Source organism: Marmoricola sp. URHA0025 HA25 (genome assembly GCF_054059435.1).
On the sequence record NZ_JBSSCD010000001.1, the window covers coordinates 227,972 to 248,212 of the forward strand.

Here is a 20,241-nt window from a genome sequence, read left to right on the forward strand (position 1 = left end):
TGACGGCTCCCGGATCGGGGTGTTGCGAGGCCTACGGCGCCGCGAGGGCCGGCAGCAGTGCTGCCGCGTTCGGCGTCCCGAGCCCGGTCACCGGGTCCCACCCGGGCGTGGCCGGGTAGCCCGGCACGCTCGGGTCGGCGGTGTTGTTGCCGGTCGTGATGTCGTAGTAGTCACTCGCGTACGTCGCCGGGACGGACGCCAGTGAGTACAGCTTCGGGTTGATCAGGCCCAGGTTGCTGCCGTGGATCTGGTCGGCGATCGCCACCAGTCCTGCCCACTCGGGGGAGGACAGTGACGTTCCACCGATGTCGTACCAACCGGTGCTGCAGGGGTCGTTGACGCAGATCAGGCCGCTCTGGCCGTCCGGCGGCAGGCTGAGGTACACCAGCGCCCCGGTGCCGGCACTGGCCTGCAGCGCGATGTCCGGCACTCCGCGCATCGAGCCGATCTGCGTGCTGCCCGCGGGAAGGGTGTTCTGGTAGCCGGGCTTGGCGAACACGTGGCTGAAGCCGCCGCCGGAGAACGTCCAGCCCACCTCGGCCTGGCCCGGGTTGGCCTGGCACTTCGCCGGCGGGTCGTCGCTGTCCACGACGCGGGTCGTCGTGTTGTCGGGGTCGGTGCACAGGTAGGTGCCACCGACGCCGGTCACCAGCGGGTCGGACGCCGGCCAGCCGACGGTCGGGAACGAGAACGACGTTCCGCCCTTGCCGACCGGGCTCTTCTTGCCGTTGGCCGAGCCGCCGTCACCCGACGAGGCGAGCACGGTGATCCCGGCCTGCTGGGCCGAGACGTACGCGTGCCGCAGGTTCAGCAGGGACTGCTGGCTGCTGAACGCGTCCTCGGCCGTGCCGAAGCTCTGCGAGATGACGTCGGCCATGTGGTGGTCGACGACGTACTGCTCGGCGTTGATCATGTCCGGGAGGCCCTGGACGCCGAGGGTCTCGGCGGTCGGGGTGGTCACCAGCAGGATGTTGGCGCCGGGAGCCATCGCGTGCGCGGTCTCGACGTCGAGGGCCACCTCGAGCGCCCAGGCGGACTTGTCCTCCTGGTGGGTGCCCTTGCCGGGCTGGGGCTTGGTCGCCGGGGATCCCTGGAAGTGGAAGGTGCTGAACGTCGGCATGCCGGGAGCGCAGGTCACGCCCTCCTCGCCGCACATGGACGGGAGCCCGAACGCCTGGTTGTAGACGTGCAGGTCGTGGGCCATCGTGTCGCTGCCGTAGCTGTCGACCACCGCGATGGTCTTGCCGGTGCCGTCGTAGCCCTGCTCGTAGAGCGGGCCCACGTTGTACGCCGCGCGGGTGGACTGCGGCGTGAAGCACCGACGGCCGACGGAGATGCACTGCGCCTCCGTGGGCGGCGTCTCGGAGCCGGAGATCTGCACGTAGTCCGACGCTGTCGGGTGCATGACGACGCCGCGGGCGGGCGTCGTCGTGGCGGTCGCGGCGACGAGGGAGAGTGCGCCCAGGGTGAGGGCGAAGACTGCTCCAGCGGCGCGGCGGATGGTGGAACTCTGCATGGCTCAACCTCCGATGAGATGGCACGGCGCCCGAGGGATGGGGAGCGACGCTGCCGATCGGACGCTAACACCGCCGCAGCCCCTTGCGGCACCCCTGGAGGTGCCCCTCTTTGCGGCCCGCCGGGTCGATAGCCTTGCGCCCATGACCGACGAGCCCGCGACCCCGGCGCCCGCTGCGGGGATCGCCGACGACCTGCCGGAGCAGATGCAGGTCCGCCGCGAGAAGCGGGCGCGGCTGCTGGAGTCGGGGCGGGCGGCGTACCCGATCACCGTCGAGCGCACCCACACGATCCGGGCGATCCGCGAGCGGTACGACCCGGCCCTCGAGGCCGGTGACCTCGAACCGGACGCGCACACCGGCGACCTCGTGGCGATCGCGGGGCGGGTCATCTTCCTGCGCAACACGGGCAAGCTCTGCTTCGTGCGGCTGCGCGAGGGCGACGGCGCCGAGATCCAGGTGATGCTGTCCCTCGCGGACCTCGGTGAGGAGTCGCTCGCCGACTTCAAGTCGCTGGTCGACCTCGGCGACCTGATCGCGGTCAGGGGCGAGGTGGTCACCAGCCGGCGGGGCGAGCTGTCGGTGCAGGCGTCGACCTGGGAGATGGCGGCCAAGACGCTGCGGCCGCTGCCCAACGAGCACAAGCCCCTGTCCGACGAGGCCCGGATCCGGCTGCGGTACGTCGACATGTGGCTGCGTCCCGAGCCGCGCGACATGGTGCGCCACAAGGCAGCCGTGCTGCGGGCGCTGCGCAGCACGCTGGACGGCCACGGCTTCATCGAGGTCGAGACGCCGATCCTGCAGCTGACCAACGGCGGCGCCGCCGCCCGGCCGTTCAGCACCCACCTGAACGCCCTCGACCAGGACATGCTGCTCCGGATCGCGCTCGAGCTGGACCTGAAGCGGGCGATGATCGGCGGGGTCGACCGTGTCTACGAGATCGGCCGGACCTTCCGCAACGAGGGCCTGGACTCCACGCACGCGGCCGAGTTCTCGATGCTCGAGGCCTACCAGGCGTACGGCGACCAGTTCACGATGATGACGACGATCCGCGAGCTGATCATCAATGCCGCCAAGGCGGTCGGACCCACGGTCGTGCCCGCCCGTGACGGCACCGAGATCGACCTCGAGGCCGAGTGGCGGCAGGCGCCGATCCTCGACCTGGTCTCGGCCGCGGTCGGCGAGGAGATCACCGTCGACACCTCCGCCGAAGAGCTGCGCAAGCACGCCGAGAGCCACGGTGTCGAGCTGCAGCCGAAATGGAACGCCGAGGAGATCGTCGTCGAGCTCTACGAGCAGCTCGTCGAGGATTCGCTGATTCAGCCGACATTCGTGATGGATTACCCGACCGCGGTAAAGCCGCTGGCCAAGCCGCACCGTTCGGTAAATGGCCTCAACGAGGCGTGGGACCTGATCATCAACGGCGTCGAGCTCGGTGTCGCCTATTCGGAGCTGAACGACCCGGTCGTCCAGCGCGAGCGCCTGACCGCCCAGTCCCTGCTGGCCGCAGCCGGTGATCCGGAGGCGATGGAGCTCGACGAGGTCTTCCTCAAGGCGATGGAGTACGGAATGCCACCGGCGGGCGGAATGGGCATGGGTGTCGACCGGCTGATCATGCTGCTCACGGGCGCCGGAATTCGCGAGACCATTCTGTTTCCGTTGCTGCGCCCGGAGTGATCTCGCCGTGATTCGGTGCGATTAGCAGTTTGATTCTGCGCTAACCTGACGGCGTCCTGGCCAAATGATTCGAGGAATGGTGCTCCATGGCGCAGCAGGTGAACATCGTCCTGGTCGACGACATCGACGGCAGCCCTGCCGACGAGACGGTGTCCTTCGCCCTCGACGGCAAGGAGTACGAGATCGACCTGAGCACGAAGAACGCCACCAGGCTGCGTGACGCGGTCGCGCCGTACCTGGGCCATGCCCGCCGGGCGGCCTCGCGCCGCCGCGGCCGCGGCGCCTCGGGCAACGGCCCGAGCCCGGCAGAGATCCGCGCCTGGGCCCGCGACAACGGCTTCGACGTGCCGGACCGCGGCCGGGTGTCCTCGGAGGTCCGTGAGGCGTACGTCGCCGCCCACTGATCGTCCCGGATTCGGGTACCTCCGGGTGACAACACCGGCCACCCTGTCTGTTCGCTGAGAGCGAAGACGAGGTTTCGCCGGAACACGTAGGGTGGAAGCAGGGTTGGATCGACGTGCGGGACGCATGTTGTCCGACCCGCGAAGTCCAAGGAGCGATGCCCATGTTCGAACGGTTCACAGACCGTGCCCGACGCGTTGTCGTGCTGGCCCAGGAAGAGGCCCGCATGCTCTCGCACAACTACATCGGCACCGAGCACATCCTGCTCGGGCTGATCCACGAGGGTGACGGCATCGCGGCCAAGGCACTGGAGAGCCTCGGGATCTCGCTCGAGGGCGTCCGTGCCCAGGTCGAGGAGATCATCGGCCAGGGCCAGCAGGCCCCCAGCGGCCACATCCCCTTCACCCCGCGTGCCAAGAAGGTGCTCGAGCTGTCCCTGCGCGAGGCGCTGCAGCTCGGCCACAACTACATCGGCACCGAGCACATCCTGCTCGGCCTCATCCGTGAGGGCGAGGGTGTTGCCGCCCAGGTGCTGCAGAAGCTCGGTGCGGACCTCAACCGGGTCCGCCAGCAGGTCATCCAGCTGCTGTCGGGCTACCAGGGCAAGGAGGCCCAGACCGCGGGCACCGCGCCCGAGAGCGCTCCGTCCAGCTCGCTCGTCCTCGACCAGTTCGGCCGCAACTACACGCAGGCCGCCAAGGAGGGCAAGCTCGACCCGGTGATCGGGCGCGAGAAGGAGATCGAGCGGGTCATGCAGGTGCTGTCCCGCCGTACCAAGAACAACCCGGTGCTCATCGGTGAGCCCGGCGTCGGCAAGACCGCGTGCGTCGAGGGCCTGGCCCAGTCGATCGTGCGCGGCGAGGTGCCCGAGACGCTCAAGGACAAGCAGATCTACTCCCTCGACCTCGGGGCGCTGGTCGCCGGCTCGCGCTACCGCGGTGACTTCGAGGAGCGCCTGAAGAAGGTGCTCAAGGAGATCAAGACCCGCGGCGACATCATCCTGTTCATCGACGAGCTGCACACGCTCGTCGGAGCCGGAGCCGCCGAGGGCGCGATCGACGCGGCCTCGATCCTCAAGCCGATGCTGGCCCGGGGTGAGCTCCAGACGATCGGTGCGACCACGCTGGACGAGTACCGCAAGCACCTGGAGAAGGACGCGGCGCTCGAGCGCCGGTTCCAGCCGATCCAGGTCGCCGAGCCGTCGATCGCCCACACGATCGAGATCCTCAAGGGCCTGCGCGACCGCTACGAGGCGCACCACCGCGTGACGATCACCGACGAGGCCCTGGTCTCGGCGGCGACGCTCGCCGACCGCTACGTCTCCGACCGGTTCCTCCCGGACAAGGCGATCGACCTGATCGACGAGGCCGGGGCGCGGTTGCGCATCCGCCGGATGACCGCTCCGCCCGACCTGCGCGAGTTCGACGACAAGATCGCCGATGTCCGCCGTCGCAAGGAGGGCGCCATCGACGGCCAGGACTTCGAGGCCGCAGCCCGTCTGCGCGACGAGGAGAAGCAGCTGATCCTGGCCAAGGCCGAGCGTGAGAAGCAGTGGCGCGCGGGCGACATGGACGTCGTGGCCGAGGTCGACGAGGAGATGATCGCCGAGGTTCTCGCGGTCGCGACCGGCATCCCGATCGTGAAGCTGTCCGAGGAGGAGTCGACCCGGCTGCTCAAGATGGAGGACGAGCTGCACAAGCGGGTCATCGGCCAGGAGGAGGCCGTCAAGGCGCTCAGCCGGGCGATCCGTCGTACGCGTGCCGGCCTGAAGGACCCGAAGCGTCCGGGTGGGTCGTTCATCTTCGCCGGGCCCTCGGGTGTCGGCAAGACGTGGCTGTCCAAGACGCTCGCGGAGTTCCTCTTCGGCGACGAGGACGCGCTGATCCAGCTCGACATGTCGGAGTTCTCCGAGAAGCACACCGTCTCGCGGCTCTTCGGCTCGCCCCCGGGCTACGTCGGCTACGAAGAGGGTGGCCAGCTCACCGAGAAGGTGCGGCGCAAGCCGTTCTCGGTGGTGCTCTTCGACGAGGTCGAGAAGGCACACCCCGACATCTTCAACAGCCTGCTGCAGATCCTGGAGGAAGGTCGCCTGACCGACAGTCAGGGCCGGGTGGTCGACTTCAAGAACACCGTCATCATCATGACCACCAACCTCGGCACCCGTGACATCTCGAAGGGGGTCAGCCTCGGCTTCGGCAACACCTCGGACGTGGCGGGCAACTACGAGAAGATGAAGGCCAAGGTCTCCGAGGAGCTCAAGCAGCACTTCCGCCCCGAGTTCCTCAACCGCGTGGACGAGATGATCGTGTTCCCGCCGCTGACCAAGGACCAGATCATCGCGATGGTCGACAACATGATCGCCTCCGTCGAGCTCCGGCTGAAGGACCGCGACATGTCGATCGAGCTGACCCAGAATGCGAAGGACCTGCTCGCCACGCGCGGGTTCGACCCCGTGCTCGGCGCGCGTCCTCTGCGACGCACGGTGCAGCGCGAGATCGAGGACGTCCTCGCCGAGAAGATGCTGTACGGCGAGGTCGGCCCCGGCCAGATCGTGGTGGTCGACGTCGAGGGCGAAGGCCCGACCGCGGCGTTCACCTTCCGTGGCACCGCGCGAGCCGAGCTGCCCGACGCCCCGCCCGTCGAGGTGGCGGCCGACGGCGGCGAGGCACGCTGACGCAGGAGCTCTGTTGAGCACGGGAGAGCCCCGGTGGCCGTGAGGCCGCCGGGGCTCTCCCTGCTTCGCCGGCAGCTGGCGCAGGTCCTGCGCTCGAAGGTCGCCGGCGAGGACGCCGAGGCCCGCGCTCACGAGATCTGGGGGAGCGAGGGTCCGCGCTGGTTCGGGCCGGGCGACCCGATCTGGCGCGTGCACGCCGACGCCTCGATGTTCGTCGGCGGCCTGCGCGCCCTCCTGCTGCAGTCGCTGCACCCCCTCGCGATGGCCGGCGTGGCGGGCCACTCGGGCTATCGCGGCGACCCGTGGGGCCGGTTGCAGCGCACCAGCCACTTCCTCGCGACCACGACCTTCGGGACCGTCGACCACGCGCAGCGGGCGATCGCGCAGGTCCGGGACGTCCACCTGAGGGTGCGCGGCAAGGCGCAGGACGGGCGGCCGTACGCCGCGAGCGACCCGCACCTGCTCGACTGGGTGCACCTGGCCGAGGTGGACAGCTTCCTGCGCACCTACCAGCTCTTCGGCCCGGCCCCGCTCGAGCCCGCCGAGGCCGACCGGTACGTCCGCCAGACCGGGATCGTCGCGGCCGCGCTCGGTGCCGTCTCGCCGCCGCGGACCGTGCGCGAGCTCACCGACCGCCTGACCGCCTTCCGGCCCGAGCTCGCCTCCACCGCGGCCTCCCGCGATGCGGCCCGGTTCCTGCTCCTCGACCCGCCACTGCCACTGGCCGCGCGGCCCGGCTACGGGCTGCTCGCTGCCGGAGCGGTGGCGAGCCTGCCGGGGTGGGCCCGCCGCGAGCTGCGGCTGCCGCCGCCGTTCGTGGCCTGGGACTGGCCGAGCCTCAGGCTGGGCGCCGTTGGCGCCGGCGTGGTCCGGTGGGCCCTCAGTGAGCGCAGCGTCGTCGCGGAGCGTCAGTCCGGGAGCGCGTAGCCGCCCGACCTGACCGCGACCAGCCCGTCGGCGAGCAGGCCGGCGAGCGCCCGGTCGCGCTGGGCCACGTCGGCCCAGGCCGCGTCGAGGCGGGCCCTCGGCACGACACCACGGGTCTCGCGCAGGATCGCCAGCAGCCGGCCCCGGCACTGGCGGTCGGTGCCGGCGTAGGTCTGGCCCCGCCGCGCCGGGCCGTCGTACGCCGGCCGCCCGGCGCGGTGCCACGCGCACTGGACGACGACGGGGCACGAGTCGCAGGCGGGGTTCGCTGCCGTGCAGACCAGCGCGCCCAGCTCCATCACGGCGACCGCCCACAGCTCGGGACTCTCCGCCGGGACGAGCGAGTCGGCGAGCGTCCTCTCCGCCCGGCTGACCGAAGTCGGTGGGAACTCGGTCGCTGACACCGCGCGTCCGAGTACTCGGCGGACGTTGGTGTCGAGGACCGCGTGCGAGCGGCCGTAGGCGAACGACGCGATCGCCGCCGCGGTGTAGTCGCCGACGCCGGGGAGCGCGCGGAGCGCGTCGTAGCTGTCGGGCACCTCGCCGCCGTGCGTCTGCGTGATGGCCACCGCGCAGGCGTGCAGCCGCAGCGCCCGCCGCGGATAGCCGAGCCGGCCCCACGCCCGCACCGCCTCACCGCTCGGCTCGTCGGCGAGGGCGGCCGGCGTCGGCCACCTCTCGAGCCAGGTCTCGTAGACGGGAAGGACCCTCGCCACCGGCGTCTGCTGGAGCATGAACTCCGAGACCATCACCGCCCACGGGCTGGTGCCGGGACGGCGCCACGGCAGGTCGCGCGCTGCAGCGGCGTACCAGTCGAGGACCGGCTCCAGCAACGCGTTCACGCGGCAACCCTAGGAGCCCTCGGTGCGCCTCCGTGAGCGAGTGCCCGATCTTTCCTAACGTTCGACCCATGCCTACCGTCGTCAAGCCCGCTCGACGACTCCCGGCGCGGGTGTACTGGTTCCGCCGGACCATGGTGCTGCTCACCGCGGTCGCCCTGGTGTTCGCGATCGGGCGGATGCTGGGCGGGTCGGGCTCCCCGACACCGGGCGACACGGCGAACGTCACGGCGGCGAAGCCCTCGACGACACCGACGACCACGGCACCTGCCGTCGCCGGCCCCCAGCCCTTCCAGCCGACGCCGACCGGCAAGGGAGCGGGCCCGACCGGTGGCCCCGTGGTCCTCGCCGTACCGGACGGTCCGTGTGCTGCCGACGAGATCACGGTGACTCCATCCGTGCCGACAGCCGTCGCAGCGGGCCGCGTCGACCTGGTCCTCGACCTCACCGGCATCAAGCCGGCCTGCACCTTCTCGGTGTCCAGCCGCACGGTCGCGGCCAAGGTGGTCTCCGGCAAGGACCGGATCTGGTCGACCCAGGACTGCCCCGACGCGGTGAAGACGGCCTCGGTCGTCGTGCGCAGTGCCCAGCCGACCAGGATCGTGGTCCCCTGGAGCGGACGCCGGTCCGACGCCGACTGCTCGAAGGCGACGCCGTGGGCCCTGCCCGGCTACTACCACCTGACCGCCGCCGTGATCGGCTCCGAACCCGGCGATGCCCAGTTCAGGCTCCAGCTGGCGCCGCGTCAGGTGATCACGAAGACCGCGCACCCGAAGACGAAGAAGGGATCAAAGGGGACTGTCTGCGGCGGCGACAACGCGGCCACCAGCTGCTGATCGGCGCTCTGCGGCCAGCTCGGGCCCGAACTTCCGTACCAGTACGGATCCCACCGGCGCCGGGCCGGAGTTGACTCGAGCGGTCTCGACGAAAGGGGACCGCGATGACCACACCAGCCGTGCTCGGAACCTTGGTGCTCATGGCCACCGTCGCCGCCTGCGGTGGGCAGAGCGAGGGTGTCGGCCACCCCGAGGCGACGTCGTCCTCTGCTTCGCCGGAGGCCCGGCCGGCCGCTGCGGCCGGCTCCACGCCGGAGCTGGACGCCATCGCGGTGCTCGGCCACTCCGGGACGACCGGCTACGGGTCCGATCCCGGCAACCCGGACAGCGACGTGGTCGAGAACTCGTGGGCGACCGGATCGAACCCAGACGTGCGCAGCCTCTACGAACGACTGCTGGCCGACCATCCGGCGCTCGAGAACCACGCCACCAGCCTCGGGCAGGACGGCTCGACGGTCGACGACCTCGACGGCCAGGTGACCGCGATGCTCGACCTCGAGCCCATGCCCGACGTGGTGGTCATCCAGACCATCGACAACGACATGCGGTGCGACGGCACCGACGCGGCCAACGAGAAGCGCTTCGGCCGGACGCTGGACGACGTGCTCACCCGGATCAACGACGAGGACCGGTACGCCCAGGTGTTCTTCGTCTCGCAGTGGGGCTCGGTGCAGACCTACACCGACGCGATCCAGCACCGCGCAGACGCTGTGGCGGGCAGCTCGGGCAACGGGCCCTGCGACACGTTCGGGGCCTCCGGCAAGGAGCGCCCGGCCGGCATCGCCTCGGAGCAGAGGATCGTCGACGGCTACTGGTCGCAGATCACCAGGGTCTGCGCAGCGCACCCGGGCTGCTTCACGGACGGCGCCCACGTCCAGAAGATGCCTGTGCTCGAGAGCGACCTCACCGGCGACTCGAACCACCTCGGGGTCCCGGGCCTCGCGGTGATGGCGCAGTACGCCTGGGAAGCGCTGCCCGACGCGATCAAGGACCGCACGTGACGACCGGTCAGCGCTCGCCCAGGTAGGTGAGGACGGCCAGCACGCGGCGGTGCTCTCCGGTGTTGTCGGCCAGCCCGAGCTTGCTCATGATGCCGCTCACGTGCGTCTCGACGGTCCGTTCGTTCAGCCACAGGCGACGAGCGATGCCCGCGTTGGTGCACCCCTCCGCCATCAGGCCGAGCACCTCGCGCTCCCGAGGGGTCAGCGTCCGGGTCGCGGGTCTGCCGAGCAACCGGGCGACCACCTCAGGGTCCAGCGCCGAGCCTCCGGCGGCGACGCGGTCCAGCACGTCCAGGAAGGCGTCGACGTCGAGGACGCGGTCCTTGAGCAGGTAGCCGAACCCTCCGCGCGTGACGAGCTCGACGGAGTGCCTGGTCTCGACGTGCTGGGAAAGCAACACGATCGCCACGTCGGGCTGGGAGTCGCGGATGACGCGCGCAGCACGGGCTCCGTCATCGGTGAGGTCCGGCGGCATCCGCACGTCGACCACGGCAAGGTCCGGCTTCTCGCGCGCAACGACCTCGACCAGCGACGTGGCGTCTCCCGCTCTTCCCACGATCTCGTGCCCGGCCTGGGTCAACAGGCTGGCCAGTCCCTCGCGGAACAGCGCGGAGTCCTCCCCGATCACGATCCGCACGGCAGCACCGCCTCGATCGTGGTGCCCGAGCCCCGGATGCTCGTCATCACCAGCGAGCCGCCCACGGCGGACACCCGGTCCGCCAGCCCGGCGAGCCCCGATCCGACCCGAGGTACGGCCCCGCCCACGCCGTCGTCCTGGATCCTCACGCAGACTCCCGACGGATCGTTGGCGACACGGACCTTGATCGCGGACGCGTGCGCATGCTTGGCGGCGTTCGCCATCGCCTCTGCGGCGACGAAGTATGCCGTCGTGGCCAGCTGCTCGTCGATCGGCGTCGTCGGCACCTCGAGGTGCACCGGGATGGGCAGGGCACTCGTGAGCGCGCTGAGGGCCGCGTGCAGTCCGTCGTCCAGGCTCGACGGCCGCAGCCCGTGGGCGATCTGCCGGAGCTCGGCCACCGCGATCGCAAGCTCGGCGACACCCTGGTCGAGCAGCCCGTGGACATCGACCGTGCCACCCGGCAACCTGCGCTGCGCGACCCGCATCGCCATTCCGAGCGAGACCAGCCGCTGCTGTGCGCCGTCGTGCAGGTCCCGCTCGAGCCGCTTCCGCTCCGCGTCGCCGACGTGCACGAGGCGGGCGCGACTCGCCTCCACCTCGCGAAGGGCACTCGCCAGCTCGGCGCGCAGACGGATGACCTCGACCAGGCTGGCACACGACGGAGCCACCAGGCGGAGGACGCCGGTGTTCGACTCCGCCCCTGTCATGACGCCGACCTGGACACCTCCGAGCATCACCGGCACGAGCGCGGTGCCGGCAACGGCGGCACCCGTCGTGTCGACGAAGCCAGCCGACCCCGGCACCAGGACGCCCACCCGCAGCTCGGGATCCCGCAGGGCGGTGCGCAGCACCGCCTCGAGGTCCTCGGGCCGTGCGCCGTCGGTGTGGACCCGGTTGCGCAGGTCCTCGACAGCACCCAGGGCCGCGCGATGCCTGGGGAAGAGCCGGTGGTCGACGCTTCTCCTCAGCCGGACGCGCGCGGGCGCCAGGAGCAGGGCACACACAGCGGTGGCGCCCGCCGCTGCGACGGCCGAGTTCCGTCCGGCGACCAGTCCCAGACCGAAGGAGGCCAGGGCGTAGGTGGCGAGAAGGGCGACCACGACCACGACGTAGCTGATCGTGTCGGCGAGGACGCGATCGACGTCGTACAGGTCGTGACGCAAGAGGGCGATCGCCACCGATCCCGGAAGCAGCACCAGCGAGGCGAGACCCACGACGAGCGCGAGCCGATCGGTGCTGCCCGTGAGTGCCAGCTCGGTGACGCAGACGAGCGGGTACGCCGCGATGCCGATGCCGGCCAGAGACAACCACTTGAGCTGGGCACGAGTGCGCCCGGTCGAACGCCGGAACCGAACGAAGGTGGAAGCGGCCGCAGCGAGCACCAGGGCGACCAGCGTCACGTTCGCCACCGCACCGAGCAGCTGCACCCACGAAGGGAACGGCGCCCACGGTCGCAGGCGATCCTGCAAGGGCGGGATGAACGGCTCACCGGCACCGAGACTCGCCACGTGGGTCACGAGGGCCGAGCCGAGGACCAGTCCGGGTACGGCGCGCCAGCGTGGGCCCGGCAGTCGCCCGTCAGGGAAGTGCAGCAGCAGCAGCGCAACCCCCGCGAACAGCCACCACGCGCTCTCGTCCAGCACGGCGACGGCCGTGGTGCTCAGGGGTACGCCACCCGGATCGGCCAGCCAGGCGTGTTCGTAGACGTCCCGCGCCGCCACGCACACCACACCGAACCCGACCCACGTGAGCAGCACGCCGACGACATTGCCGCCCACGCGCCAGGTCACGACCAGGCCGAGGGCCACGGTCAGCGCACCGATGCCACCGACACCGGCGAAGTACGCGACGTGAGCGCGCTCGAGCTGCTCAGCAACGAGCAGTCCGCACCCCATCAGCACGAGTGCCAGGGACAACCCGGCAAGGCCGGCGACCTGCACGCGCGACGATCGCATCTTCGAAGGGTAGAGCTGATGCGGCACCCACGCGTCCGTACCAGTACGGAGGCCCACGACCCGCGGTCACCACGATGTGCACCACCCCTCCGGAGCGCTTCGCTGGGCACCGACCACGAAAGAAAGGACCTAGCGATGTCCCTCTCCACCAGCTCCGCTTCCGCAGGACTCGTGCCCCATGAGGCGACCGGGTCGCGGGTGAGCCTCGTCTGCGCCGTGCTCGTGCTCACCGCTCTCGCATTCATCCCGATCGGGCTGGCCTGGCCCACGGTCACCGACAGCGGCACGGTGCTCCGCGTCGACGACATTGCCCCGGTGCGCGACTCCATGTGGCTGATGGTCATGCTCACCGCGGTGCTCGGGCCGCTCAACATCGCGGCCCAGGGGATCGCGGTCGTGGTGCTCGTCCGGACGAGGGCAGCGGGAGCCGCCACCTGGGGGGCTGCCTTGATGATCCTGGGCGGTGTCATGGAGGCGGTCGGCGTCGCGAACTTCGCCGCGGCGTACTTCTACCCGAGCGATCCGGCGGTGGCGCACAGCGCCGCCGCCGACGTCTACGACGCGATCGCCCACGACCACACGCACCTGCTCGTCCTGCAGCTGCCGGGGCACCTCCTGCTGACCGCCGGGATCATCACCCAGGCGGTGGCCCTGTTCAGGGGCGGCGCCGTGCCGTGGTGGGTGCCGACCCTCACCCTGGCGATCCTGCTGACCTACGCCTTCCCGGGCTCGGGGGCTCTCGGGCTGGTGAGCGTCGTGCCGATGACCGCCGGCTGTGTCGCGGTCGCGTACTTCGCCCGGCGAACGGCTCTCGGCCTGCCTCAGACGTAGCGTTCGAGGATGCTGGACTCCGCCAGCCGTGAGAGCCCCTCGCGCACGCTCCGGGCGCGCAGCTCGCCGACACCCTCGACGATCTGCAGCTCCTCGACGCCGGCCGACAGGAGCTTCTGGAGGCTGTCGAACTGCTCGATGAGCCGGTCGATGACCGGGCTGGGCAGCCGCGGCACCTTGGCCAGCAGCCGGTAGCCGCGCGGGGTCACCGCGCCCTCGAGGTGCTCGCCCTGGCGCTGCCCGAGGGCCTTGGCGACCATCGAGATGTCGACGAGGTCGGTGGGCGACAGGCTCTCCAGGTCGGCCAGCACGTGCTCGGGGCTGCGCTTGCGGCGGCCTCCGGGCAGGTAGTCGCGGACGACGAGCTCGCGCTCGGCGTCGACGCCGGTGATCAGCTCCTCCAGCTGCAACGAGAGGAGGCGACCGTCGGTGCCGAGCTCGAGCACGTAGTCCTCGATCTCGCGTGCGATCCGGGTGACCATCTCCAGCCGCTGGGCCACGACCGCGACGTCGCGGACCGTGACCAGGTCCTCGATCTCGAGCGCGGAGAGCGTGCTCGAGACCTCGTCGAGGCGCATCTTGTAGCGCTCCAGCGTGGCCAGCGCCTGGTTCGCGCGCGACAGGATCGAGCCGGTGTCCTCGAGCACGTAGCGGGTCTCGCCGACGTACGCCGCGATGATCTGCATCGACTGGGACACCGAGATCACCGGGAAGCCGGTCTGCTTGGCGACCCGGTCGGCGGTGCGGTGCCGGGTGCCGGTCTCGTCGCTGGGGATCGTGTGGTCGGGCATCAGGTGCACGTTGGCGCGATGGACCTGGGAGACGTCCTGGTCGAGGATGATCGCGCCGTCCATCTTGGCCAGCTCGCGGAGCCCGGTCGCGGTGAACGGCACGTCGAGGGTGAACCCTCCGGTCGAGATGGTGTCGACGACCTTGTCGTGGCCGAGCACGATCAACGCCCCCGTGCGGCCGCGCAGGATCCGCTCCAGGCCGTCGCGCAGGGACGTGCCCGGAGCGATGCTGGCGAGGGTCGCGCGCAGGGCCTCGGCCTGCTGCACGTCGTCGGCGGCTACCACGCGGGTGAGTCTAGGTCCTCACGAACCTTCGCGGCGCAGCTCTCCGTCGGCCATGCCCAGCAGGTCCAGCGCGCGGCCCACGTTGTCGACGTCGACGACACGCAGGCCGTCCATCACCCGGCTGCGGCCGACCGTCTGCGGCGACTCGGCCGGTACGGCGGCCGCGCGGAACCCCATCCGGCCCGCCTCCGCCAGCCGCACGCCGAGGTCGCGGACGCGACGCAGCTCGCCGGACAGGCCGAGCTCGCCGATGGCCACCACCTGGCGGCCGAGTGCCTCGCCGCGGTGGGCGGAGGCGATCGCCAGGGCGATGGCGAGGTCGTTGCTCGGCTCGGTGAGCCGGGCTCCGCCGACGCTGGAGACGAACACGTCGTGCTGGTGCAGTCGGATGCCGGCGTGCTGCTGCAGGATCGCCAGGATCATCGCGACCCGGGCGGAGTCGACCCCCGACGTCGTCCGCCGGGGTCGCTCGGAGGGTGAGTGCGTGACCAGGGCCTGCACCTCGCTGAGCAGGGGCCGGCGCCCCTCCATGGCGACGGCCACGCAGGTGCCGGGGACCGGGCCGTGCCGGGCGTCGAGGAACAGCCCGGTGGGATCGGTGATCGCGACGATCCCCTCGGCGGACAGGTCGAAGCAGCCGACCTCGTCCACCGGCCCGAAGCGGTTCTTCACCGCCCGCACCATGCGCAGCCGCGAGGACCGGTCGCCCTCGAAGTGCAGCACCACGTCGACGAGGTGCTCGAGCACGCGCGGTCCGGCGATCGAGCCGTCCTTGGTGACGTGGCCGACCAGGACCAGCGTGATGTTGCGCAGCTTGGCCATCCGGATGAGCGCGGCGGCGACCTCCTTGACCTGGGTCACCCCGCCCGGCACCCCCTCGACGTCGCCCGCACTGATCGTCTGGATCGAGTCGATCACCAGCAGCACCGGCTTGACCTGCTCGACGTGGCCGAGCACGGCGCCGAGGTCGGTCTCGGCCGCGAGGTAGAGCTCGTCCTGGATGCCGCCGGTGCGGTCGGCGCGCAGGCGCACCTGCGCGGCGGACTCCTCGCCGGTGACGTACAGCGTGCGGTGGCGGTAACGGGCGGTCTGGGCGGCCACCTCGAGCAGCAGCGTCGACTTGCCGACGCCGGGATCGCCGGCGAGCAGGATCGCCGCGCCGGGCACGAGACCGCCGCCGAGCACCCGGTCGAGCTCGGGGACGCCGCTGCTGCGCGCCTGGGAGTCCTCGATGGCGATCTCGCCGATCGGGCGCGCCGGTGCGGTCACCGGACCCGCCTGCACCCGGCTGCGCGGAGCGGCGCGCTCGACCACCGACCCCCACGCCTGGCACTCACCGCACCGCCCGACCCACTTCGTCGTCTCCCAGCCGCACTCGCCGCAGAGGTACGCCGCGGCATCGCCCCGTCTGGATGCACTTCCCTTCGCCATGGTTCGAACATATGTGCCCACGCCGACAGGATCGCCCAGGCGCGCGAGCGGTGGAGCCGTCCCTATGATTTGATCGTTCCACTCGAGCAGCGGTCGAAACCACGGGCGCCCAGGACGACGTACGCCAGTCATGACCCTGTGAGGAGGAGGCGATGAGCCCGACCCGACGGCTCACCGACCAGTACCCCACGCTCGCCACCGTTGCCGAGAGGGCCGGCGTCTCCCGGCAGACGGTCTCCAACGCCCTGAACAACCCCGAGCTGCTGCGCGAGGACACCCTCGAGCGCGTCCAGGCGGCGATCCTCGAGCTCGGCTACACCCCGAACCGGGCGGCGCGGCAGCTGCGCACGCGCGCGTCCCACATGATCGGGCTGCGCTTCGAGCCTGCCCAGGAGGGCACCAGCAACGCGCTGATGGACCGGTTCGTGCACACCCTGGTCGAGACGATGGCGCAGACCGGTCACCACGTGCTCCTCTTCTCGGGCGCCGTCGACGACCCGCTCGACGGCTACGACGACCTGCTGCGCGCCACCGCGGTCGACGCCTTCGTCATCACCGACACCTACGCCGGCACCGCCGAGACCGAGCTGCTCGGCAGGATCGGGGCGCCGTTCGTGACCTTCGGCCGGCCCTGGGACGACCCGGGCGCCGCGCACCCCTGGGTGGACGTGGACGGGGCCCGCGGCGCCTCGCTGGCCACCGAGCACCTGCTCCAGTCCGGCTTCCGGCGCGTGGCCTGGCTCGGCTGGGAGGAGACCTCCCGGATCGGGGAGGACCGGCGGTCAGGCTGGGAGCTGGCGCTGACGAGTGCCGGGATGGACACCGACGGCCTCGGCGTACGCACCACCGACAACGTGGACGCCGCGCGGATGGAGGCGCACAAGCTGATCGACGGCCACGGCGTCACCGGGTTCGCGTGCGCCAGCGACACCCTGGCGATCGGCGTGCTGCACGCCCTCCACGAGCGTGGCCTGCGCCCGGGCATCGACGTGGGCGTGGTCGGCTTCGACGACTCCCTCGGCGCACACGTGAGCTGGCCCGGGCTGACCTCGGTGCGCCAGCCGCTGGAGCAGGTGGCCGTGGAGCTGGTCGGCCTGTTGCACGCCGTGCTCGCCCACAAGCCGGTCGAGCGACCGGGCCGGCTGCTCGAGCCCACCCTGGTGGTACGACGCTCGACCGTGCCCGACGCGCCGCGGTCCGGCACCGACCTGCCCTAGAAGCGGCGCCACCACAGGTTGACGGCGTAGTCGACCCCGGTCGCGTCCGGGTGCTCGGCCAGCACCTCCTCGGCGACAGTGGTGGGCAGCTCGATCCGCACGACGGCCTCGAAGTCGGCGCGATCGTCGAAGGTCCAGGCGATCTCGAGCCGGTCGCGGCTCCACCCGTGCAACGACCAGAAGCGCTCCACCTCACCCGGGTCGACCTCGGGGAAGCCGCGCCGGAACCAGCCGCCGAAGGTCGAGCGCTCGGCGTCGTTGTCGATCACGAACGCGGTGCCGCCGTGCCGGACGACCCGGTCGAGCTCCGCGAGCCCGGGTTCGCAGCCCGGTGGAAAGAAGTAGGCCCAGCGCGCGTGCACGACGTCGACCGACGCATCCGGGAGCGGCAGGTCGCCGGCGACGCCGGTGAGCACCGAGACAGTCGCGAGCCGGCGTACGCGCCGGCGGGCGATCGCGGCGAGTGCCTCGTTCGGCTCGACGCCGGTGACCGACCTCGCCGACGCGGCGAACGTCGGCAGGTGGAACCCGGTGCCGCAGCCGACGTCGAGGACGTCGCGGCCGGCCCAGTCGGCTCGTTCGCGCATCGCCGACCAGAGCACGCCGGCCCGGTCGACGCCGCGGTTCTCGACCTCGTAGACCTCGGGGTGTCCCCAGATGTTGGGGCTGGGCCTGATGTCGTCCGGGGCCTCGACAGGCTCGACCACCGGGCGACGGGTCAGATCCGGACGAGTCCGGCCGGCGTCTGGAAGGTCACCGCGACGAGCCCGGGCGTGCCGTTCGGCGCGACCCACTCGACCTTGACCTCCTCGAGCGGGCGCTCGACGGGCTGGCCGAGCCACTCCGAGACGCGCGCCGGGTCTCCGGCGATCTCGAGCGACTCCAGCGAGATGCCGCCGGACGCACCGGTCGACGGGTGGTCCCCCGGGTCGCCCTCCCACTGCACGAAGAACGGCAGCTGCGGGTCGGCCTGGAGGCCCTTGACGCCGAGCTGCTTCCAGAGGAGCTCGTGGCCGTCGGGGCGGTGCCGGTTGCCGTTGACGGCGCTCCGGCCGAGCCGCGCCTCCAGAGGAGCGATGTCCTCCACGGCGACGACCCAGCCCAGCCAGCCGCCGCCGAGCTCGGAGCGGGCGCGGACGGCCTGGCCGAACGGCGCCTTGTCCGAGGCGGGGTGGTCGAGGACCTCCACGAGCTCGAGGTAGGTGCTGTCGGTGAGCGGCAGGATCTGGTTGCGAGTGCCGAAACGGGGGTGCACACCACCGTCCTCGAAGTCCTCACCGAGGAGCTCCGAGAGACGCGCTGCGGTGCCGGCAAGTCCCCCAGGGCCGGCGGCGAAGACGATGTGGTCGAGGCGCATGGTTGATTCTCACTCGGGCCGATCAGACGTTCGACACCGGGGTCGGGATGTGTTCAGGCAATGCTCAGGTTCGCGGTGCCGAAGCGGGGTGCACGGCGAGCAGTGACCGCGACCGCAGGTGGCGCTCGCACGCGGCCGCGAGCAGGTCGTACGCCGGCTGCCCCATCAGCGCCACCAGCTCGGTCGCGTTCGACAGGTACACCGGCTCCGCACCGACATGCGCCTCGGTGTTGCCCGAGCAGTACCAGTCGAGGTCGTGGCCGCCGGGCCCCCAGCCGCTGCGCTCGTACTCGCCGATGCTGATCTCCTGGTACGACGTGCCGTCGGGTCGCTCGACGTCGCGGAACGTCCGCCTGATCGGCAGCTGCCAGCACACGTCGGGCTTCGTCTCGACGAAGTGCACGCCCTCGCGCAGGGCCAGTGCGTGCAGCGCGCAGCCGTAGCCACCGCTGAACCCGCGGCCGTTGTGGAAGATGCAGGCGCTGCCGGCGGGGCCCTCGACCGTGCGGGTCTTGCGCTCGCCGTCCTCGATCTCGGTCCAGCGCTTGCGCGAGAGACGGCCCTTGGCGTTGAGCGCGAGACCACGGTTCTGCCACAGGTCGTCGTCGAGCCTCTCGACCCAGTCCGCGACCCGCTCCTCGTCGTCGGCGTCGGCGAAGTGGGCGCCCAGCGCGCAGCAGCCGGCATCCGGCGAGGTGGCGTAGATGCCCTGGCAGCCGCCGCCGAAGATGCACGTCCAGCTCGACGTCAGCCAGGTCAGGTCGCAGCGGAACACCTGGCCCTCGTCCGCCGGGTCGGCGAACTCGAGCCAGGCACGCGGAAAGACGGGATCCACCTCGGGCACCCGGGCACCCTACGCCGGAGGGCTCCGGCGCACGCGGCATGATGAGCGCCATGGACGACTCGGAGTCCAGCCCCGGGCATCGCTTCCTGCTCGCGATGGGGTTGGCGGTGCTGACGGCCGTGACCTGCTGGCTCTTCGGCCACCTGCCCTGGGTGGTCTCGGGGTTCCGCTGGTCGACCACCGAGGCGGCGCCGATCGGCAGCTCCAGCGAGGGCCTGGCCGGCGTGCGCCTCACGATCCCGCTGGTCGCCGCGTTCCTGCCCTCGCTGGTCGCCTTCACCACCCTCGGTGCGGTGGCCGCGACGCTGCTGCCGCTGGTGCTCACCACTCGGGCGGGCCAGCGGCTGCCGGCTCTCGCGGTGGCGTCGGCGTCGCTCGTGGTCACGACGATCGTGGTCGCCGCGGCTGCGCGGAACACGATCGACGCGCACGCCTCCGACGCGTTCGCCGGCGACTCGCGAGTCCTCCAGGGCCTCGTGCTCGTGGTGGCGGGGGCGACGCTCGCCGGCGGCGCGCTGGGTGCGCTGGCCTCCGTCCAGATCGGCTTCCTGCCTCTGGCCGCGGCGCTGGCCGCCGGACAGCTGCCCGGCTGGGTGGCGGGCTTCCTCGTCGATCACGACCACGGGCCCGGCGCCGTGCGCACCACCGACCACGTCAGCGAGGCGCTCGCCTTCGTCGTGCTGGCCGTCGCGTTCGTGCTCTCGGTACGCCGCTCCGCTGCCTGGATGCTGCTGTGGCCGGTCGCGATCGCCGTCTACTGGACGGCGACGCCGTTCCGGGCGATGACGACGTGGGTGGCTCCCCAGCTGCGTCCTTCCTCCGGCCTGCCCGACACGCTGCCCGACATCCTGCGTGGCGGCCTCGACGTCTTCCGGGCGTCGTACTGGGAGGCGCACCAGCCCTGGTGGCCCTGGGCGCTCGCGGTCGTCGTCGGTCTCGCGTGGTTCACCGTCGAGCGGCGGGTCCGGCTCGCGTGATCGTCGCTCCGCTCCTCAACGCTCGTCGCTCCGCCGGCAAACG

18 protein-coding genes are annotated in these 20,241 nt (G+C 71.4%); 9 read left to right on the top strand and 9 right to left on the bottom strand.

Going from position 1 to position 20,241, the window contains the following annotated elements; all coding sequences use genetic code 11:
• Positions 1–31 precede the first annotated feature (31 nt).
• Complete coding sequence (locus ACVW00_RS01000; protein ID WP_457109040.1) at positions 32–1,516, bottom strand: S53 family peptidase; 1,485 nt, start codon at positions 1,514–1,516, stop codon at positions 32–34.
• Positions 1,517–1,658: 142 nt separating this feature from the next.
• Between ACVW00_RS01000 and lysS the strand changes: the two genes are divergently transcribed.
• From lysS to ACVW00_RS01020, 4 genes are all read left to right on the top strand, one after another.
• Positions 1,659–3,191, top strand: a complete 1,533-nt coding sequence (gene lysS, locus ACVW00_RS01005) for a lysine--tRNA ligase (RefSeq protein ID WP_457109041.1) — start codon at positions 1,659–1,661, stop codon at positions 3,189–3,191.
• 86 nt (positions 3,192–3,277) lie between these two features.
• On the top strand, positions 3,278–3,595 hold the full coding sequence (locus ACVW00_RS01010; RefSeq protein WP_457109042.1) for a histone-like nucleoid-structuring protein Lsr2: 318 nt from the start codon (positions 3,278–3,280) through the stop codon (positions 3,593–3,595).
• A 161-nt stretch (positions 3,596–3,756) separates the two neighbouring features.
• Complete coding sequence (locus ACVW00_RS01015; protein ID WP_457109043.1) at positions 3,757–6,267, top strand: ATP-dependent Clp protease ATP-binding subunit; 2,511 nt, start codon at positions 3,757–3,759, stop codon at positions 6,265–6,267.
• A 33-nt stretch (positions 6,268–6,300) separates the two neighbouring features.
• Positions 6,301–7,194 carry an oxygenase MpaB family protein gene (locus ACVW00_RS01020; RefSeq protein ID WP_457109044.1) on the top strand — a complete coding sequence of 298 codons (894 nt, stop codon included), beginning with the start codon at positions 6,301–6,303 and terminating at the stop codon, positions 7,192–7,194.
• Here ACVW00_RS01020 and ACVW00_RS01025 read toward each other — a convergent pair.
• Positions 7,176–8,036 carry an A/G-specific adenine glycosylase gene (locus tag ACVW00_RS01025; protein ID WP_457109045.1) on the bottom strand — a complete coding sequence of 287 codons (861 nt, stop codon included), beginning with the start codon at positions 8,034–8,036 and terminating at the stop codon, positions 7,176–7,178. The genes ACVW00_RS01020 and ACVW00_RS01025 overlap by 19 nt on opposite strands.
• A 68-nt stretch (positions 8,037–8,104) precedes the next feature.
• On the opposite strand from ACVW00_RS01025, the gene ACVW00_RS01030 reads away from it, so the two are divergent.
• Both ACVW00_RS01030 and ACVW00_RS01035 read left to right on the top strand, forming a co-directional pair.
• Positions 8,105–8,869, top strand: coding sequence for a hypothetical protein (locus ACVW00_RS01030; protein ID WP_457109046.1), 765 nt, complete (start codon positions 8,105–8,107; stop codon positions 8,867–8,869).
• Positions 8,870–8,973: 104 nt separating this feature from the next.
• On the top strand, positions 8,974–9,870 hold the full coding sequence (locus tag ACVW00_RS01035) for an SGNH/GDSL hydrolase family protein (protein WP_457109047.1): 897 nt from the start codon (positions 8,974–8,976) through the stop codon (positions 9,868–9,870).
• A 7-nt stretch (positions 9,871–9,877) separates the two neighbouring features.
• Here ACVW00_RS01035 and ACVW00_RS01040 read toward each other — a convergent pair whose 3' ends face one another.
• The gene (locus ACVW00_RS01040) at positions 9,878–10,507 is read right to left on the bottom strand and encodes a response regulator transcription factor (protein WP_457109048.1); all 630 of its coding nucleotides are present in this window, start codon (positions 10,505–10,507) and stop codon (positions 9,878–9,880) included.
• The gene (locus tag ACVW00_RS01045; protein WP_457109049.1) at positions 10,495–12,465 is read right to left on the bottom strand and encodes a sensor histidine kinase; all 1,971 of its coding nucleotides are present in this window, start codon (positions 12,463–12,465) and stop codon (positions 10,495–10,497) included. The genes ACVW00_RS01040 and ACVW00_RS01045 overlap by 13 nt, the downstream gene beginning before the upstream one ends.
• Before the next feature lie 135 nt (positions 12,466–12,600).
• On the opposite strand from ACVW00_RS01045, the gene ACVW00_RS01050 reads away from it, so the two are divergent.
• Positions 12,601–13,296 (top strand): hypothetical protein, encoded by a 696-nt coding sequence (locus ACVW00_RS01050; protein ID WP_457109050.1) that lies wholly within the window; start codon positions 12,601–12,603, stop codon positions 13,294–13,296.
• Here the strand turns inward: ACVW00_RS01050 and disA are convergent.
• Together disA and radA are read right to left on the bottom strand one after the other, a co-directional pair.
• Positions 13,287–14,372, bottom strand: a complete 1,086-nt coding sequence (disA, locus tag ACVW00_RS01055) for a DNA integrity scanning diadenylate cyclase DisA (RefSeq protein ID WP_457109051.1) — start codon at positions 14,370–14,372, stop codon at positions 13,287–13,289. The two genes, ACVW00_RS01050 and disA, sit on opposite strands and share 10 nt — an antisense overlap.
• 18 nt (positions 14,373–14,390) lie before the next feature.
• Positions 14,391–15,803: a DNA repair protein RadA gene (gene radA, locus ACVW00_RS01060; protein WP_457109052.1), complete on the bottom strand. Its 1,413-nt coding sequence runs from the start codon at positions 15,801–15,803 to the stop codon at positions 14,391–14,393.
• Positions 15,804–15,955: 152 nt separating this feature from the next.
• Between radA and ACVW00_RS01065 the strand changes: the two genes are divergently transcribed.
• Positions 15,956–17,020, top strand: a complete 1,065-nt coding sequence (locus ACVW00_RS01065; protein WP_457109053.1) for a LacI family DNA-binding transcriptional regulator — start codon at positions 15,956–15,958, stop codon at positions 17,018–17,020.
• On the opposite strand, the gene ACVW00_RS01070 is transcribed toward ACVW00_RS01065, so the two are convergent.
• The 3 genes from ACVW00_RS01070 to ACVW00_RS01080 form a co-directional block, all read right to left on the bottom strand.
• Entirely contained in the window at positions 17,017–17,727 is a 711-nt protein-coding gene (locus ACVW00_RS01070; RefSeq protein ID WP_457109054.1) for a class I SAM-dependent methyltransferase, read from the bottom strand. The genes ACVW00_RS01065 and ACVW00_RS01070 overlap by 4 nt on opposite strands.
• An 11-nt stretch (positions 17,728–17,738) precedes the next feature.
• Complete coding sequence (locus tag ACVW00_RS01075) at positions 17,739–18,377, bottom strand: VOC family protein (protein ID WP_457109055.1); 639 nt, start codon at positions 18,375–18,377, stop codon at positions 17,739–17,741.
• A 64-nt stretch (positions 18,378–18,441) separates the two neighbouring features.
• Positions 18,442–19,221 (bottom strand): hypothetical protein, encoded by a 780-nt coding sequence (locus ACVW00_RS01080; protein WP_457109056.1) that lies wholly within the window; start codon positions 19,219–19,221, stop codon positions 18,442–18,444.
• A 50-nt stretch (positions 19,222–19,271) separates the two neighbouring features.
• On the opposite strand from ACVW00_RS01080, the gene ACVW00_RS01085 reads away from it, so the two are divergent.
• The gene (locus ACVW00_RS01085; RefSeq protein ID WP_457109057.1) at positions 19,272–20,198 is read left to right on the top strand and encodes a hypothetical protein; all 927 of its coding nucleotides are present in this window, start codon (positions 19,272–19,274) and stop codon (positions 20,196–20,198) included.
• Positions 20,199–20,241 lie beyond the last annotated feature (43 nt).

Excerpts from the sequence above, each read along its gene's own strand:
- ACVW00_RS01045 (WP_457109049.1), bottom strand. The coding sequence starts at position 12,465 with ATGCGATCGTCGCGCGTGCAGGTCGCCGGCCTTGCCGGGTTGTCCCTG.
- ACVW00_RS01000 (WP_457109040.1), bottom strand. The coding sequence starts at position 1,516 with ATGCAGAGTTCCACCATCCGCCGCGCCGCTGGAGCAGTCTTCGCCCTC.
- ACVW00_RS01075 (WP_457109055.1), bottom strand. The coding sequence starts at position 18,377 with ATGCGCCTCGACCACATCGTCTTCGCCGCCGGCCCTGGGGGACTTGCC.
- ACVW00_RS01015 (WP_457109043.1), top strand. The coding sequence starts at position 3,757 with ATGTTCGAACGGTTCACAGACCGTGCCCGACGCGTTGTCGTGCTGGCC.
- lysS (WP_457109041.1), top strand. The coding sequence starts at position 1,659 with ATGACCGACGAGCCCGCGACCCCGGCGCCCGCTGCGGGGATCGCCGAC.
- ACVW00_RS01030 (WP_457109046.1), top strand. The coding sequence starts at position 8,105 with ATGCCTACCGTCGTCAAGCCCGCTCGACGACTCCCGGCGCGGGTGTAC.
- ACVW00_RS01085 (WP_457109057.1), top strand. The coding sequence starts at position 19,272 with ATGGACGACTCGGAGTCCAGCCCCGGGCATCGCTTCCTGCTCGCGATG.
- ACVW00_RS01050 (WP_457109050.1), top strand. The coding sequence starts at position 12,601 with ATGTCCCTCTCCACCAGCTCCGCTTCCGCAGGACTCGTGCCCCATGAG.
- ACVW00_RS01035 (WP_457109047.1), top strand. The coding sequence starts at position 8,974 with ATGACCACACCAGCCGTGCTCGGAACCTTGGTGCTCATGGCCACCGTC.
- radA (WP_457109052.1), bottom strand. The coding sequence starts at position 15,803 with ATGGCGAAGGGAAGTGCATCCAGACGGGGCGATGCCGCGGCGTACCTC.
- ACVW00_RS01065 (WP_457109053.1), top strand. The coding sequence starts at position 15,956 with ATGAGCCCGACCCGACGGCTCACCGACCAGTACCCCACGCTCGCCACC.
- ACVW00_RS01010 (WP_457109042.1), top strand. The coding sequence starts at position 3,278 with ATGGCGCAGCAGGTGAACATCGTCCTGGTCGACGACATCGACGGCAGC.